Consider the following 16,272-nt stretch of genomic DNA (forward strand, 5'->3'; position numbering starts at 1 on the left):
GCTCAAGGCAGTTGAAACCCGGCCTGCCGCAGCAGCCGCGCCAGCGCGATCAGCGGCACGCCGACCAGGGCGGTCGGATCTTCCGAGCGGATCGCATCGAACAAGCCGATGCCCAGACCCTCGCACTTGAAGCTGCCGGCGCAATCCAGCGCGGGTTCGGCGGCCAGGTAGCGTTCGATTTCTAGCGGTGTCAGCGGGCGCAGCTGCACCTCGGTCACATCCAGCGCATGCAGGTGGCGGTCGGGGCCGGCCAGGCTGACGGCGGTGTGGAAGCGCACCGCGCGCCCGGACATGGCGCTCAGCTGCGCGCGCGCCTGGTCCAGGGTTCCCGGTTTGCCCAGGGCCCGGCCGTCCAGGTCGGCAACCTGGTCCGAGCCGATGACCCAGGCCTCGGGCGCCTGCGCGGCCACTGCGGCGGCCTTTTCGGCAGCCAGGCGGCTTGCCAGCGCGCCCGGCGCTTCGCCCGGCAACGCCTGCTCGTCGACCTCCGGGCGGGCGGTGGTGAAGTCCAGCCGCAGGCGGCCGAGCAGCTCGCGCCGATAGACGGAGGTGGAGGCAAGGATCAGGCGTGGCATCATGAACGTCGAAAGAGGCGGGCAGGGGAGTCTGCCAGCCCGCGCGTCGTGCGGCACATGTGAATGGGTGCATTTGACATGGCTACTGCGGGTCTTTAACATTCTGCGGCTTATGTCCGCGAACGTACCCGAAATGCTGGATGCTTGGCGGATGGTCGCAGCGCGCAGGCGCTTCGATGGCCGCATCCCGCTCTCTGCGATGACCCGTTTGCAGGGAAGTCTGGTCGATACCGAGGGCGAATGCGTCTATTCGCTCCAGTTCGATCAGGACGCCCTGCTCAAGGTCGCCTATGTCGAACTCAGCATCGATGTCGAGCTGCCGCTGGCCTGCCAGCGCACCTTGCAGCGTTTTCTGTATCCGGTGCAGATCAGGCAGCGTCTTGGTCTGATCCGCGACGAGGACGAAGAGGCGGCGTTGCCGCCCGATTACGAAGCCTTGCTGGTGCCCGACGACGGCATGCTGCGGGCGACGGATCTGGTGGAGGACGAACTGGTGCTGTCGGTGCCGGTGGTGCCCATGGCGCCCGGCAGCGAAGCCGTCGAGGCCGAGTGGGTGCCGAGCCAGGAAGAGCAAGACAAGGCCAGTCCGTTCGCGGCGCTGGCAGCGTTGAAGAAACAGTAACCGCCGCTGTTAAGGGCGGAAAGACAGGTCGACGCGGGCGTAGAGCGTGCTGTTCGACTCAACAGACAAGTTATCGAACTAAAGTTGGAGCAATCCCATGGCTGTGCAGAAATCCCGTGTCACCCCGTCCCGTCGCGGCCAGCGTCGTTCGCACGATGCCCTCACCGCCAAGCAGCTGTCGACCGATCCGACCAGCGGCGAGATCCATCTGCGCCACCACATCACCGCTGACGGTTACTACCGTGGCAAGAAGGTGATCGCGACCAAGTCGTCGGCCGTCCAAGAAGATTGATCCGTGGCACCCGCCGCAGTTTTACCGGCGGGTGACCCTCGATACTTCCGGAGCCGCCAATCACCGCGGCTCTTGCACCAGGAAACAGCATGAGCAAGCGGATCTATTCCAGAATCGCGGGCACGGGTAGCTATTTGCCCGAAAAGGTGTTGACCAACGACGACATGTCCAAGATCGTCGACACCAGCGATGAATGGATCTTCTCGCGCACTGGTATCCGTGAACGCCACATCGTCGCCGACGACCAGACCACCAGCGATCTGGCGTATTTCGCCTCGCTGAAGGCGATGGAAGCGGCTGGCGTCACCGCCGACGAGATCGACCTGATCGTCATCGGCACCACCACGCCTGATCTGATCTTCCCGTCCACGGCCTGCCTGCTGCAAGCGCTGCTGGGCAACGTCGGGTGCGGTGCGATGGACGTCAATGCCGCCTGCTCGGGCTTTGTCTACGCGCTCAGCGTGGCCGACAAGTTCGTGCGCAGCGGCGATGCCAAGACCGTGCTGGTGGTGGGTGCGGAAACGCTGACCCGCATCGTCGACTGGACCGACCGCACCACCTGCGTGCTGTTCGGCGACGGTGCCGGCGCGGTGATCCTCAAGGCCGACGAAGAGACCGGCATCCTCAGCACCCATCTGCATGCCGACGGCAGCAAGAAAGAGCTGCTGTGGGATCCGGTGGGCGTGTCGGTGGGCTTCGGCGAAGGCAAGAACGGTGGCGGCGCGTTGCTGATGAAGGGCAACGACGTGTTCAAGTACGCGGTCAAGGCGCTGGATTCGGTGGTCGACGAGACCCTGGCCGCCAATGGCTACGACAAGCACGACCTGGACTGGCTGATCCCGCACCAGGCCAACCTGCGCATCATCGAAGCCACCGCCAAGCGGCTGGATCTGCCGATGGAACAGGTGGTCGTCACCGTGGACCGCCACGGCAATACCTCCTCGGCCTCGGTGCCGCTGGCGCTGGACGAAGCGGTTCGCTCCGGCCGCGTGCAGCGCGGTCAATTGCTGCTGCTGGAAGCATTCGGCGGCGGATTTACCTGGGGCTCGGCGCTGCTGCGCTATTGAGTCCCACAGGCGCCGCCGCGTCCGCCGGCGGCGCCTGACAGCGTCAGGGACGGACCCGTCATGGCAGAACCCATCGTCATCGCCGGACAGCGCGTCTGGCTGAAGCAGTACCGCCGCGACAGCCGGGCGGTCTCGCTCGGAGCACTCAACTTCGTCGCCCGCCGCTGGGGCCTGCACGCCTTGCGTCCACCGCCGCACCGTGGCGGCGATGCTGCGCGCGATCTGGAAGCGCGCCGGCTCGGCGAACTGCAGGCGCAAGCGGTGAATGTGCCGCGCGTGGTCGGTTGCGGGCAGGCGGCCCTGGTACTCAGCGACAACGGCCGCTCCTTTGCCAGCTGCCTGCGCGAGGCCGATGCGCCCGAGCGCGACCGGCTGATCGCGCTGGCGGTGGCCGCCATTGCCGATGCCCATCGCGATGGCGCGTATTTCGGCCAGCCGCTTCCGCGCAACATGACCTTCGACGGGCAGGCGGTCGGCTTCATCGATTTCGAAGAAGACCCGCTGGAAGTGATGGACCTGGCGCAGGCGCAGGCGCGCGACTGGCTGGTGTTCGGCTACGGCGTGGCCAAGTACTACCGCGGCCGCCGCGAGGTGCTGCAGCGGTTGATGACGGGCGCCTTCGATGCGGCCGGCCCGGCGGTGGCGGCGCATGCGCATGTGGTGACCGGGCGCCTGCAGCGGTTTGCGCAGCTCACCGGTCGCCTGGGCCGCTCCGCGGGGGCGCTGGCGCGCGCCATCCTGGCCATCCACGCGGCGACCTCGCTCGGCGTCTTGCTGGTACTGGTGATGTGCGTGGACTGGCTGGCCGATGGCGAAATGGATCTGCTCAACGCCTTGCTGTAGGTGTCCCCGCGGTCGCGCTGGCCGGGCCTTGCATACGCGGCAGTACAGACGCCGGGGCGATTTCGCACGTATCATCCCGGCTCGATTTTTGCAGGCAGCAACGCGTGACCGAAACCACTCTCGCCTTCGTCTTTCCCGGTCAGGGCTCGCAGTCCTTGGGCATGCTGGCCGAGCTGTCCGAGCTGCATCCGCAGATCCGCGAAACCTTCGCCGAAGCCTCCGAGGGCGCCGGTGTCGACCTCTGGGCGCTGTCCCAGGGTGGCCCGGAAGAGATGCTCAACCGTACCGAATACACCCAGCCGGCCTTGCTGGCGGCGGGCGTGGCGGTGTGGCGGCTGTGGACTGTGCAGCGCGGTGCGCGACCGGCCTTGCTGGCCGGGCACAGCCTGGGCGAATACACCGCGCTGGTGGCCTCCGGTGCCTTGTCGCTGCACGACGGCGCGCACCTGGTGCGCCTGCGCGGGCAGTTCATGCAGGCCGCCGCGCCGGCCGGTGTCGGTGCGATGGCCGCCGTGCTGGGCGCCGAAGATGCCTTGGTGATGGAGGTCTGCGCCGAGGCGGCCGGCAGCCAGGTGGTGGTGCCGGCCAATTTCAATTCGCCCGGTCAGATCGTGATCGGCGGCGACGCGGCGGCGGTGGACCGTGCGCTGGCCTTGCTGGCCGAGCGCGGCGTGCGCAAGGCGGTCAAGCTGGCGGTGAGCGTGCCTTCGCACACGCCGTTGATGCGCGATGCCGCCAATCAGCTCGCCGAAGCGATGGCCGGGTTGAGCTGGCAGACGCCGCAGATTCCGGTGGTGCAGAACGTCGATGCACGCGTGCATACCGGCAGCGAGGCGATTCGCCAGGCGCTGGCCGAGCAGCTGTACCTGCCGGTGCAGTGGACCGGCTGCGTGCAGGCGCTGGCCGCTCAGGGCATCACCCGGATCGCCGAATGCGGCCCCGGCAAGGTGCTGAGCGGGCTGATCAAGCGCATCGACAAGCGCCTGGACGCCCGTCCGCTGGCCACGCCTGCCGATTATGCCGGCGCGCTCGAGGCGTGGACGCACTGATTCGACGCACCTGCCGGTCCTGCCGGCATCCCTCACCGTTCGCGGCTGCGGTCGCGCGCTTTTCACTCGAGGAACAGCATTCATGAGCAAGCCTCTGCAGGGCGAGATCGCCCTCGTTACCGGTGCCAGCCGCGGGATCGGTGCGGCCATCGCCGCTACGCTGGCCGCCCAGGGCGCCACCGTGATCGGCACCGCGACCTCGGCCTCCGGCGCCGCGGCGATCGGCGAGCGCCTGGCTGCCGACGGCGGCCACGGCCGTGAGCTCAATGTCACCGACGCTGCGGCGGTCGATGACCTGATCGATGCGATCGGCAAGCAGTTCGGCGCGATCTCGATCCTGGTCAACAACGCCGGGATCACCCGCGACAACCTGTTGATGCGGATGAAGGACGACGACTGGCAGGCGATCATCGACACCAATCTGACCAGCGTGTTCCGCACCTCCAAGGCGGTGATGCGCGGCATGATGAAGGCGCGCAAGGGCCGTATCGTCAACATCGCTTCGGTGGTGGGCGTGACCGGCAACCCCGGCCAGACCAACTATGCCGCGGCCAAGGCCGGCATCATCGCGTTCTCCAAGTCGCTGGCCAAGGAAATCGGCTCGCGCGGGGTCACTGTGAATGTGGTGGCGCCCGGTTTCATCGACACCGACATGACCAAGGCATTGCCGGAGGAGGCCAGGGCCGCCTTGCTGCAGCAGATCGCGCTCGGTCATCTGGGCGCGCCGGAGGACATCGCCAACGCGGTGGCCTTCCTGGCCGGCCCGACTGCCCGCTACATCACTGGCGAGACCCTGCACGTCAACGGTGGCATGTACATGCCGTGAGCGTGCGCCGCCGGGAGGCGCTAAGTGGCTGATCGGCCGGGACTTGTGATGCAATGCAAGGCTCGGGCGCTTCCACTACACTATCCAACGCGGCCATCGCAGCGGCGATGGCGTTTTGTGAGTCCCTCACAGGAGCACCGCACATCCATGTGCGGGGATCCTAAAACTCGAACCACCACTACTCCAGCTGGAGCGATATCCCCAATGAGCACCATCGAAGAACGCGTCAAGAAAATCGTCGTCGAACAACTCGGCGTCAAGGAAGAGGAAGTCACCACCAGCGCATCGTTCGTCGATGACCTGGGTGCCGACTCGCTGGACACCGTCGAGCTGGTGATGGCGCTGGAAGAAGAGTTCGAGTGCGAGATCCCGGACGAAGAGGCCGAGAAGATCACCTCGGTCCAGCAGGCGATCGACTACGTCAAGGCTCACGTCAAGAGCTGATGCGTTGTTCCTGATGGCGGCGGCGTGCGTCATGCCGCTGCTGCGTCAGACATTCCATGGGGCCGCTGATGCGGCCCTGTGTTTTTCAAGCGTCACCCGCAAACCGCAAGCACCGTCCGTTCCGTGGTGAGGAGATCTGCAATGAGTCGTCGTGTTGTCGTTACCGGCATGGGCATGGTGTCGCCGCTGGGCAATGATCTGGCCAGCAGCTGGGATGGGATCATCCACGGGCGCTCAGGCATTGGCCCGATCACGCAGATCGATGCCTCGCAGTTCACCACCAAGATCGCCGGCGAAATCAAGAATTTCGACCCCACGCTTTTTGTGTCCGCCAAGGACGTCAAGAAGATGGATTCGTTCATCCACTACGGTGTCGGTGCCTCGTTCATGGCGCTGGATGACTCCGGACTGGAGATCGACGAAAGCAATGCCGAACGCATTGGTGCCATCCTCGGCTCTGGCATCGGCGGGCTGCTCGGCATTGAAGAGCAGACCATCAAATTCCATGAGGGCGGCGCGCGCAAGATTTCGCCGTTCTACGTGCCCAGCACCATCATCAACATGCTGCCGGGCCAGGTGAGCCTGATCAAAGGCCTGAAGGGACCGACGTTCTCGGCAGTGTCCGCCTGCGCCACCTCCAATCACTCGATCGGCACGGCGATGCGCATGATCCAGTACGGCGATGCCGACGTGATGCTGGCCGGCGGCGCCGAGCGCGGTTCCTCGCCGAGCTCGGTCGGCGGTTTCTGTGCAATGAAGGCGATGTCCACCCGTAACGACGACCCCACCGCTGCATCGCGTCCCTGGGACAAGCAGCGCGACGGCTTCGTGCTGGGCGACGGCGCCGGCGTGCTGGTGCTGGAAGAGTACGAACACGCCAAGGCGCGTGGCGCGCGCATCTATGCCGAGCTGGTCGGCTTCGGCGCCAGCTCCGATGCGTTCCACATGACTGCGCCGAGCGAAGACGGCGAAGGCGCGGCGCGCAGCATGGTCGCGGCCATGCGCGATGCCAAGCTCAACCCCGAACAGATCGGTTACCTCAACGCGCACGGCACTTCCACGCCGCTGGGCGATCTGGCCGAAACGCTGGCGATGAAGCGCGCGCTGGGCGAGCATGCCTACAAGACCATGGTCAGCTCGACCAAGTCGATGACCGGCCACCTGCTCGGCGCTGCCGGCGGTGTGGAAGCGATCTTCTCGGTGATGGCGCTGCACACCGGCATCATCCCGCCGACGATCAATCTGGAAGAGCCCAGCGAAGGCTGCGACCTGGATTACGTGCCGAACGTGGCGCGCGAAGTGCAGGTGGACGCGGTGATGTCCAACGGCTTCGGCTTCGGCGGCACCAACGGCACGCTGGTGTTCAAGCGCGTCTGAGCCGGCGCGTCTGCGCTGTCGCATGGCGCATCATGCAACAGTCCCTGGCCGCCGCATGCGCTGCGTGCGTGCGGCCAGTGGACGGTGTCGGTTCGACATATCCCTGATCCAGTCATTGCGCGCGCTGCCTTTCTCAGGGGCGGCGCGCTTTCGTATCCCACGCCACCCCGGACCGATGACGCTCACCCGATCACTGCACGCGGACATCGACTTGCTGGCGCTGCACCGGCTGGCGCCGCAGCGCTATCCGGCGCTGCTGGAATCCACCGCCTCCGGCACCGAGCACGGGCGCTGGGACGTGCTGTTGCTGGCAGACGGCGCCAGCTTGCGGCTGGATCCGGACGGGCGCACGCGCGATGGCGATGGGCGGGTGATCGACAGCAATTTCCTGGACGCGCTGGACGCCGCCTGGCAGGCCGAACGGGTGCCGCGCGATGCGAGCAGCGTATGGCCGTTTCGTGGCGGTTGGGCGGTGTTGCTGGATTACGAACTGGCCGTGCAGGTCGAACCAATCCTGCAGCTGCCTGTGCGCACCGACCGCCTGCCGAGCGCGCTGGCCCTGCGTGCGCCGGCGGCGGTGTTGCGTGACCGCGTGGAAGGGCGCTGCATCGCGCTGGCCGAACCGGGTCGCGACGATCTGCTGGCCCGTATCGTCGACGACATCGGCGCTTGCGCCGCGCTGCCGCCGTTGCCGGCCTGGGCGGGGCCGGAGGCAGTGGAGGAAGACGTACCCGGGCGCTTTACCGATGCGGTGCAGCGGGTGCTCGATTACCTGCATGCCGGCGATGTGTTCCAGGCCAATATCTCGCGGGCCTGGAATGCACGGTTTGCCGCTGCGGTGGATCCGGCGGCGCTGCATGCCCGGTTGCGCTCGGCCAACCCGGCGCCGTTCGCCGGTGTGTTCGTGGCGGCCGGTCGCGCGGTGGTGAGTTCATCGCCCGAGCGGCTGGTGTCGGTGCATGGCGATGTGGTGCAGACGCGTCCGATCGCCGGCACCCGTGCGCGCTTTGCCGGCGACGACGACGCGGCACGCATCCGCGAATTGGTCGGCCACCCGAAAGAACGCGCCGAGCACGTCATGCTGATCGACCTGGAACGCAACGACCTGGGCCGGATCTGCGCGCCGGGCACGGTCGAGGTGGATGAGCTGATGGCGGTGGAAAGCTATGCGCACGTGCACCACATCGTCAGCAACGTACGCGGTCGCCTGCGTGCCGGCGTCACCCCGGGCGAGGTGATTGCGGCGGTGTTCCCGGGCGGCACCATCACCGGTTGCCCGAAGGTGCGCTGCATGCAGATCATCGCCGAGCTGGAGCAGACCGCGCGGGGCGCCTACACCGGCGCGTTCGGTTGGCTCAATCGCGATGGCGACATGGACCTGAACATCCTGATCCGCACCGCCGAGGTGGCCGGCAACCAGGTCTGCTTCCGCACCGGGGCCGGCATCGTGGTGGACTCGGACCCGCAACGCGAGCTGGACGAAACCCGCGCCAAGGCGCGTGGCGTGCTGCGCGCGATCGAGCGGACATGAGCGCTTCAACGGGACATCACCGGTGCGCGGTATCCTGCGCGGCGATGGAGCAATGACGAGGTGGGTGTGGCGGTGACTGGCAAACGCGGATGTCTGGCCGTGCTGGGCACGGCATTGCTGCTTGCAGCGCTACTGGCGATTGCCGCTCTGGTGGCATGGCGGCATTACCTGCACTTTGCGCAGACGCCGGTGAGCGCCACCGCGCCCAGCGTGGTGATTGCGCCCGGCGATTCGCTCAAGGCCACCTTGCGCAAATTGCGCGAGGCCGGCATTGCGCAGGGCACCGATCTGGAATGGCAGCTGCTGGCGCGTCAGGTCGATGCGGCCGGCAAACTCAAGGTGGGCGAATACGCACTGGCGCCGGCCCTGTCGCCGCGCGAATTGCTCGGCCGCATGCGCCAGGGGCGGGTGATCCAGTACCGCTTCACCATCGTGGAAGGTTGGAATTTCCGTCAGCTGCGTGCCGCACTGGCGACCGCCACGCCGTTGCAGCAGACCCTGGGCACACTGGATGACGCCGCGCTGATGGCGCGGCTGGGGGTTGCCAACCAGCATCCGGAAGGCCGCTTCCTGCCGGAGACTTATCTGTATCAACGCGGCGACAGCGATCTGGATGTGCTCAAGCGCGCCCACGCGGCAATGGACAAGGCACTGGCGCAGGCCTGGGAGCAGCGCGCGCCCAACGTGCCGCTGACCTCGCCGGAGCAGGCGCTGATCCTGGCCTCCATCATCGAAAAGGAAACCGCGCTTGGCAGCGAGCGGCCGTTGATCGCCGGGGTGTTCCTGCGTCGTCTGCAGCTGGGCATGAAGCTGCAAACCGACCCCACCGTGATCTACGGCATCGGCAGCAGTTACGACGGCAACATCCGCCGCCGCGACCTGACCACCGATACGCCCTACAACACCTATACCCGCACCGGCCTGACACCGACGCCGATCGCCATGCCCGGCCGCGAGGCGCTGCTGGCAGCGGTGCGCCCGGCCCCCGGCGATGCGCTGTACTTCGTGGCGGTGGGCGACGGCACCGGCGCCCACGCCTTCTCGGCCACCTTGGCCGAACACAACGCTGCGGTGGCGCGTTATCTGCAGCGTCGCCGCGAGCCGACCCTGCCGCAGAAGGAGCCCACGCCATGACCGCCGCGTTTTCGCCCTGGCAGCAGCGCGCCTTCGACCAGACCGTGGCGGCGCTGGATGCCGGCCGGCTCGGACACGGGCTGCTGATCTGCGGCCCGGAAGGGCTGGGCAAGCGCGAAGTCGCGCTGGCCTTGGCCGAGCACGTGCTGGCCAGCTCGCCGGACCCGGCGCTGGCGCAGCGCACCCGGCAATTGATCGCCGCCGGTACCCATCCGGACCTGCAGCTGATTTCGTTCATTCCCAACCGCACCGGCGACAAGCTGCGGACGGAGATCGTCATCGAACAGGTGCGCGAGATTTCGCAGAAGCTGTCGCTGACGCCGCAGTACGGCATCGCCCAGGTGGTGATCGTCGACCCGGCCGATGCGATCAATCGCGCGGCCTGCAATGCCTTGCTCAAGACCCTGGAAGAACCCTCGCCGGGGCGCTATCTGTGGTTGATCAGTGCGCAGCCGGCGCGGTTGCCTGCCACCATCCGCAGCCGCTGCCAGCGTCTGGAATTCAAGCTGCCGCCTGCGCACGAAGCGCTGGCCTGGCTGCTGGCGCAAGGCGTCAGCGAGCGCGCCGCGCAGGACGCACTGGAGGCTGCGCGCGGCCATCCCGGTCTTGCGGCGCAGTGGTTGCGCGAGGATGGCCTGGCGGTACGTCGCGCAGTGGCGCAGGACCTGGAGCAGATCGCCAGCGGCCGCGTTGGTGCGGTGGAGGTTGCGCAGCGCTGGACCAACGACGGCCAGGCCGATCAGCGTTTGCGGCATGCGGCCGACCTGGCGTTGGCACAGGCCTCGGCCGGCTTGACCGATCCGTCGCGGTTGCACAAGCTGGCGACCTGGTTCGACGCCGCCAATCGCACGCGCGATCTGCTGCGCACCACCGTCCGCGCCGACCTGGCAGTGACGGAATTGCTGCTGGCCTGGCGCGAGGGAGAGCGCCAGCCACGTTCTAGGGGAACTCGATGAGTGCAATGAATGCACGCCAAGGCATTTTGTCGCTGGCGTTGAAAGACAAGCCGGCGCTCTACAGCGCCTACATGCCGTTCGTCAAAGGTGGCGGCATCTTCGTGCCCACCCCCAAGCGCTACATGCTGGGCGACGAAGTCTTCCTGCTGCTGACCCTGCCCGATTCCAGCGAACGCCTGCCGGTGGCAGGCAAGGTGATCTGGACCACGCCTGCGGGCGCGCAGGGCAACCGCGCCGCCGGCATCGGCGTGCAGTTCCCGGATGGCCCCGAAGGCGAGGCGGTGCGCAACAAGATCGAAACCCTGCTGGCCGGCCTGACCACCTCGGACAAGCCTACCCATACGATGTGACCCGGGGCCGTGGGCGCGGCCAAACCGGCGTGCTGTGGATGCGTTGCAGTGCGGCCGAACCCGTTGCAGACGCGGGCGCAGCAAGGACGATGTGGCTGCGGCGCGGGCACGCGACCTGCCCAGATGGACACCTGTTGACGATTGCCGCAGCTACCCTATAATGTGCGGCTCGCGTCACCGGGCGGTTAGCTCAGCGGTAGAGCATTGCCTTCACACGGCAAGGGTCACAGGTTCGAACCCTGTACCGCCCACCATGCATTCAGTGTCAGATAAAGAACCGGCGACAGCCGGTTTTTTTATGGTCGCAAGATAGCTGCTGCCGTGGGGACTGTGGATACGGCAGCGCGCCAGCCTTCTTTGAATCGACTGCTCGGCAGTCACTGCCGCGAACCCAGCGGCCCTGCGGTGCGGTCGATCGCCTTGGCGAAGGGCACGGCGATGTTCGTCTTTGTGCGTTCGATCAGAGTCTGCGATCTGCGTGGCTTGGCGCTGGGCTTTATCGATCGCACCGGTCATGAATGCCTGGCCGGTGTCGCTGTGAAGCGTACGCCTGCGTTGCGTTTCGATAGACGCCGTAGGTAAGCACTTTTCGCTAGGGTCGATGCCTTGCGGGCTCGACAGGGACTTGCCATCCTGCAAGGCCCGGGTCGAGATGGAGTGGCGATGAAGACGCTGCTTGGAAGTGCGCTGGTTGCGATGTTGCTGTTGGCCGGGTGCGCGCGCGATGTTGGTGAGCAGTATGTGGGCAAGTGGGTCAACGTGAAGTCGCAGAAGAATGTGCTGAGCATCGAGCACAACGGCGAGAGCTTCATCATTCGCGACACCACGCCTGAATTGTTCGGCAGTGGGGTCCGGACCCGAAATTATCCGGCGCTGCTGACCAAGGGGGTGCTGCAGGTGTCCAGTGGTAGCGGCACGCTCAACTACGCGATCGATGAGGCGACCGGGCGCCTGAGCACCGGGGATACCGAGTACACGCGGGTCAAGTGAGCGTGCATCCGCTGTCGACGGATCTTTCCGCTGGCCAAGCCGCGCGTGGTCATTCGATGATCGTGTCTACGTGGATGCGATGTGGCGCTGCTTGCTGTCTATCGCATCAACGGGTTTCGCTGTTCCAGGTTGGGTGCGCAGGTAGGCGTCGCTGCCTCCGTGATTCGGGGGCATGCTGCTGCACTGGACCCGGTGCCAGCAGCATCGCCTGCTGCTGGCGTTTACGGACCTATTTTGGAGACGCAATCATTGCTTGATAGAGCGCGTTGATCGCATGAAACCGCGGCGCCACCTCAATGGCGGAGCGCTTGGCCTTCTGCACGTCTACATGCCAGGACATGCCGCGTAACGATTCCTGGTTGAACGTCATGCGTAACTCGCTTTCCATCAGGCCCCCGGAAGTGACTTGCCAGGTACCTGGTGGAGAGAAGACAGTAAAGATGGAAATATAGGTGATCACCTCATCCTGACTCAGCTGCACGGCTTTATCGGAGGAAAAGCCGGTGATCTTCCAGTCCTCACTGATCTGCCAGGGCGTCTCTTGCGCGATGCTGCTTTGGGGAAGGTTGGCGATGCCAAACGATGCACGGATCGAATCGGTACCACGTTCCTGCAGCCGCGCCCGATCCTTGAGCATGCCGATCAGGTTATCGTGTTTCATGTATTCGTTCTTGATCTCCGATTCCAATAGCTGCCTGAAGCGGTTTGCGAACGTTCTCCAGCGCACACGCAGTGGGGTATCGAAAAATTCCCAGATGGGCAGGCAATTGTCGTATCCGATGATGTCCCAGTTGGCCGGATCTTCCAGTGACTTGATCCACTCGGCAGGCGACTCCGCCAGTCCGGCAGCACCGCCGATCATATGCAACCGCCTGCTTGCGGCCTGCTTGCTGTTGCTGGTGGTCGTCCCTTTGTTCTCTGCATTGCCGATCTGAGTCTGCGCATCGATCTTGACGCCGGCCTGCTTTGCCTCGGCAGCCACATCCTGCTCAAAGGTCACCTTCTTCTCATCCTCGATGGAGGTCAGCGTTTGGTCGCTTTGCATCTGGTCCTTGATGGTGATCTGACCGCCAAGCAGATAAGTCCTCGGAATCATCGCGCCCTTCGACCCAAGCACGCGCAAGACATCTTCGAGTGCTTTTCCTGGGTCTTGCAGGCTTTCACCAGCGAAGTTTGCGCTGCTTTCAAGCGCATCTAATGCATTTTCGAAAACGGATTGGATGTCTCGAGAAACATGGATGATTTCGCGGGGGAGTGTGATCGATGCCTTGGTCACCCGGCGCACGGAGGAGACATGCACCGAACGCTCTCGCTGCTTAGTCAACTGCCGATTGCTGCTTTGATAGGAAAAGTGGTCTTCGCCCCCGACCATGATGCCGTCCACGGTGCCTTCAGCGCCTGCGGAGTAAACCAGCTTGAATGCGGATGAGCCGTGCAGGTCGCGCAGTAGCAACGACTCGCTGGCCCACACGTCCTTGACGTCCTCGCTGCGCACGTTGATTCGGATGCTTGCTTGCAGTGCCTGATTGATGGCTGCGCTGTCGGCGCCAGGGTCGTGGGGCATCCCCAACGAGATGGCATCGTCTTTGAGCGACAGCGCGTTGTCGGCCATGACCAGCAATGGGAATTTCCCGCGTCGGCGCGCGGAGTCGAAGACCGAAAAGGCGGTCTGGGTGCCGCTGGGACTCTTGATCGCCTCGCCGCCTTGCAGGGCGGACTTCCAGAGCTCTTCAAAGGACTTGAACGGATCCGCCTCCAGCTTGCCCTCAAGAGGCTTCGGCAGCTCGAGGACCAGGGCCGGATTGCGCTTGCGGACCGGAGAAGGCGTTGGAGCGGGAGTTGTCGCTGCCTTGGCAGGAGTGTGAGTGCCCTCGGAGGCTGGAGCGCTTGATGGTTTGGCTGGAGTTGCTTTTGGCTTACCTGTTGCAGGCGCGTTCGTATTTTCCTGGCTGGACGGGCGGCGCTGAATGCCATCGGCGTCCTTACGCGTGCCAGCACCGGCCGACGTTGTTGCGGCTGACTCGGGCTTGGCGACCGGCTTTGCCGTGCCGTTGGCAGATTTCGCCGAGGTCTTGGCTGGCGAGGCCGCGATTGCAATCTTGCCATCGGCGGCGATCAGTCCAGCCAGGATTCCGCGCTCCGATTGCATCGGCAGTGCATCGTTCATTTTTTGGAACTGCCATGCTGATGGAAGCGGGAGACCGAGGTTGTCGATGTCGGCTCGCAATTCCTGCAAGGTTTTTTTTTCGATATCGATGGGTGTTTCGCTGATGGCTTTCCCGTTCAAGAAAATACGGATTTTCACAGCTTCCCTCCAGGTGTGATGACACGTTCGCCCAGGGCGCTGGCCTACGTTTTGAGTAGCGCTTCCATGCCATGGGCCAATCGAGCATACGGCGCTGGATCCAACGCATGCGGCCGCTGTCGACACAAACAGGATGGTGATGTCATCGCTGTGCGCTGGAGGAGACCTGGAGCGTGATACGCGTTCGATTCCAAAGACGAGCGCGAGTGACGGACATCTCGTCATTCAATGGGATGTAATGCCATCTGCGCTTGACTCAGTGGTCACCGCGCATCCAGCGCCATAGCGTGGTGCGCGAGACGCCGAGCGTCTGGGCGGCGAGGGCGCGGTTACCGTTGGCGTGTTCCAGGGCCGTACGCACCGCTGTGGCGGTGAGCTGCAGGCGGGATGCTGCGAGCTCGGTGTGGACCTGCGGTGCAGGGACGGTGTGTGCGTCAAACAGTTCCGGCGCCCAGCGTTGGAGTTGTTCCAGGCTCAGGTGGCCCTGCGCTTGCGCCTTCCAGTGAATGCATAAGCGTTCGACCAGGTTGCGGAGCTCGCGCACATTGCCCGGCCATGCATGTTGCTGCAGCCGCTGCAGCGCTGCGGGCGACAAGGGCGATGCAATGCTGCCCAGTTGCTGAAAATAGTGCGTCAGCAGCAGCGCGATGTCGTTGGAGCGATTGCGCAACGGCGGCAGGGCGATGCGCAGTGCGGTCAAACGGTAGAACAGGTCGCGACGAAAACGCCCTTGCTCGACCAGCGTATGCAGATCCTGCAGGCTGGCTGCGATCACGCGCACATCCACGGCAATTGGCACGGTAGCGCCGACACGCAGGACTTCGCGTTCTTCCAGGACACGCAGCAGGCGCGTCTGCAGCGGCATCGGCAAGTCGCCGATTTCGTCCAGGAGCAGCGTGCCGCCCTGTGCGGCTTCGATCAGGCCGGTGTGGCCGCCGCGGCGTGCGCCGGTGAAGGCGCCATCGCTGTAGCCGAACAGCTCCGCTTCCAGCAAGGATTCGCTGATGGCGCCGCAATTGATCGCGACAAAGCGGCCGCGCCGGCGACTGCCTGCATGCAGCTGTTGCGCCACCAACTCCTTGCCGGTACCGGTCTGGCCGCTGATCAGCACGGTGCCGGTGTGCGGCGCATACAACTGCACCAGCTCGCGGACATGCACCATTGCCGCGTCGTCGCCGAGCAGGGTTTCGCTGCGGCGCAGCCGTCGTGCGTTGCTGCGTGCGGTTGGGCGTTCCTGACTGGAGGCGTTGCCCAGGGCGATGGCGTTTTCCAGCGCGTGACGGACCGAATCGGCCGAATACAGCAGCACGCCCGGCAGGCCGGCCTGCTCGGCGAAATCGATCGCCATGCCGGTGCCCACGATGACCTGAATGCCGCCGGCGCGCAGGTCGGCGATGCGGTCGCGCGCGTCTTCGGCGGTGACGAAGCGGCGGTGCTCGATGTCCAGATCGAAACTGTCCTGGAACGCGCGAAACGAGGGCACGTCGGAGGCATGGGTGACCACGCCGATACGTGGGGCGATACGGCGCGCACGCGCCAACGCTTCCATTAGGTCGAAGCCGGTGGCCTGGATCGGCGCCAGCGGCAGCGCGAGCCGGCTGCGCAAGTAGGCGGCGTTGGAGCCGCCGGCGACTAGGACGTCGCAGCGCTCGCGGCGCAGGCGCTGGCCGATGACGTCCACTGCATCGGCAAAGCCGAGGTTGATCTGCTCGATGCGTGCGCGCTGGTCGAATTCGGGGATGACATCGGCCAGCAGACCGGTCAGCCGCGACACGCTGACGGTCCAGATCACCGGAGGCGATGTATCGGCCAGCGCTGCAGGTGCGGGGCTACGCATGGGAGTTGGCGTGTTGCATGGGTGTTTCATGTTGCGTCAATCGTTTCATATCTGCAACGATGGACGGGCATGCT

General features: G+C 65.3%; 16 protein-coding genes and 1 tRNA gene. 14 read left to right on the forward strand and 3 right to left on the reverse strand.

Annotated features, from left to right (window positions below; all coding sequences use genetic code 11):
- Positions 1 to 2 precede the first annotated feature (2 nt).
- The gene (locus tag FHY18_RS07025; RefSeq protein ID WP_259153073.1) at positions 3 to 578 is read right to left on the reverse strand and encodes a Maf family nucleotide pyrophosphatase; all 576 of its coding nucleotides are present in this window, start codon (positions 576 to 578) and stop codon (positions 3 to 5) included.
- Between the two features lie 109 nt (positions 579 to 687).
- Here FHY18_RS07025 and FHY18_RS07030 point away from each other — a divergent pair, with 109 nt between their 5' ends.
- From FHY18_RS07030 to FHY18_RS07095, 14 genes are all read left to right on the forward strand, one after another.
- On the forward strand, positions 688 to 1,197 hold the full coding sequence (locus FHY18_RS07030) for a YceD family protein (protein ID WP_259153951.1): 510 nt from the start codon (positions 688 to 690) through the stop codon (positions 1,195 to 1,197).
- A gap of 97 nt (positions 1,198 to 1,294) precedes the next feature.
- Entirely contained in the window at positions 1,295 to 1,489 is a 195-nt protein-coding gene (gene rpmF / locus FHY18_RS07035; protein WP_003483870.1) for a 50S ribosomal protein L32, read from the forward strand.
- A gap of 89 nt (positions 1,490 to 1,578) precedes the next feature.
- A complete protein-coding gene (locus FHY18_RS07040) occupies positions 1,579 to 2,556 on the forward strand; it encodes a beta-ketoacyl-ACP synthase III (protein ID WP_259153088.1) in 978 nt (325 codons plus the stop codon).
- 60 nt (positions 2,557 to 2,616) lie between these two features.
- Positions 2,617 to 3,399 carry a serine/threonine protein phosphatase gene (locus tag FHY18_RS07045; protein ID WP_259153089.1) on the forward strand — a complete coding sequence of 261 codons (783 nt, stop codon included), beginning with the start codon at positions 2,617 to 2,619 and terminating at the stop codon, positions 3,397 to 3,399.
- A gap of 104 nt (positions 3,400 to 3,503) precedes the next feature.
- Positions 3,504 to 4,448: an ACP S-malonyltransferase gene (gene fabD, locus FHY18_RS07050; RefSeq protein ID WP_259153090.1), complete on the forward strand. Its 945-nt coding sequence runs from the start codon at positions 3,504 to 3,506 to the stop codon at positions 4,446 to 4,448.
- An 82-nt stretch (positions 4,449 to 4,530) separates the two neighbouring features.
- Positions 4,531 to 5,274: a 3-oxoacyl-ACP reductase FabG gene (gene fabG / locus FHY18_RS07055; protein ID WP_259153091.1), complete on the forward strand. Its 744-nt coding sequence runs from the start codon at positions 4,531 to 4,533 to the stop codon at positions 5,272 to 5,274.
- A 204-nt stretch (positions 5,275 to 5,478) separates the two neighbouring features.
- The gene (gene acpP / locus FHY18_RS07060; protein ID WP_002814322.1) at positions 5,479 to 5,718 is read left to right on the forward strand and encodes an acyl carrier protein; all 240 of its coding nucleotides are present in this window, start codon (positions 5,479 to 5,481) and stop codon (positions 5,716 to 5,718) included.
- A gap of 141 nt (positions 5,719 to 5,859) precedes the next feature.
- Positions 5,860 to 7,095: a beta-ketoacyl-ACP synthase II gene (gene fabF / locus FHY18_RS07065; protein WP_259153094.1), complete on the forward strand. Its 1,236-nt coding sequence runs from the start codon at positions 5,860 to 5,862 to the stop codon at positions 7,093 to 7,095.
- 175 nt (positions 7,096 to 7,270) lie between these two features.
- Positions 7,271 to 8,626: an aminodeoxychorismate synthase component I gene (locus FHY18_RS07070; protein WP_259153095.1), complete on the forward strand. Its 1,356-nt coding sequence runs from the start codon at positions 7,271 to 7,273 to the stop codon at positions 8,624 to 8,626.
- A gap of 60 nt (positions 8,627 to 8,686) precedes the next feature.
- Entirely contained in the window at positions 8,687 to 9,760 is a 1,074-nt protein-coding gene (gene mltG / locus FHY18_RS07075) for an endolytic transglycosylase MltG (RefSeq protein WP_259153096.1), read from the forward strand.
- On the forward strand, positions 9,757 to 10,716 hold the full coding sequence (locus FHY18_RS07080; protein ID WP_259153097.1) for a DNA polymerase III subunit delta': 960 nt from the start codon (positions 9,757 to 9,759) through the stop codon (positions 10,714 to 10,716). The genes mltG and FHY18_RS07080 overlap by 4 nt, the downstream gene beginning before the upstream one ends.
- Positions 10,713 to 11,066, forward strand: a complete 354-nt coding sequence (locus FHY18_RS07085; protein WP_003483889.1) for a PilZ domain-containing protein — start codon at positions 10,713 to 10,715, stop codon at positions 11,064 to 11,066. Before FHY18_RS07080 ends, FHY18_RS07085 begins: the two co-directional genes overlap by 4 nt.
- A gap of 179 nt (positions 11,067 to 11,245) precedes the next feature.
- Positions 11,246 to 11,320 (forward strand) — tRNA-Val (locus FHY18_RS07090).
- Positions 11,321 to 11,729: 409 nt separating this feature from the next.
- Positions 11,730 to 12,056, forward strand: a complete 327-nt coding sequence (locus tag FHY18_RS07095; protein WP_259153101.1) for a hypothetical protein — start codon at positions 11,730 to 11,732, stop codon at positions 12,054 to 12,056.
- Between the two features lie 229 nt (positions 12,057 to 12,285).
- On the opposite strand, the gene FHY18_RS07100 is transcribed toward FHY18_RS07095, so the two are convergent.
- Positions 12,286 to 14,361 carry an MAC/perforin domain-containing protein gene (locus FHY18_RS07100; protein WP_259153102.1) on the reverse strand — a complete coding sequence of 692 codons (2,076 nt, stop codon included), beginning with the start codon at positions 14,359 to 14,361 and terminating at the stop codon, positions 12,286 to 12,288.
- 256 nt (positions 14,362 to 14,617) lie between these two features.
- A complete protein-coding gene (gene prpR / locus FHY18_RS07105) occupies positions 14,618 to 16,198 on the reverse strand; it encodes a propionate catabolism operon regulatory protein PrpR (RefSeq protein WP_259153103.1) in 1,581 nt (526 codons plus the stop codon).
- Positions 16,199 to 16,272: the final 74 nt, after the last annotated feature.

It is taken from the genome of Xanthomonas sp. 3793 (genome assembly GCF_024806835.1).
Taxonomy (GTDB): domain Bacteria; phylum Pseudomonadota; class Gammaproteobacteria; order Xanthomonadales; family Xanthomonadaceae; genus Xanthomonas; species Xanthomonas arboricola_F.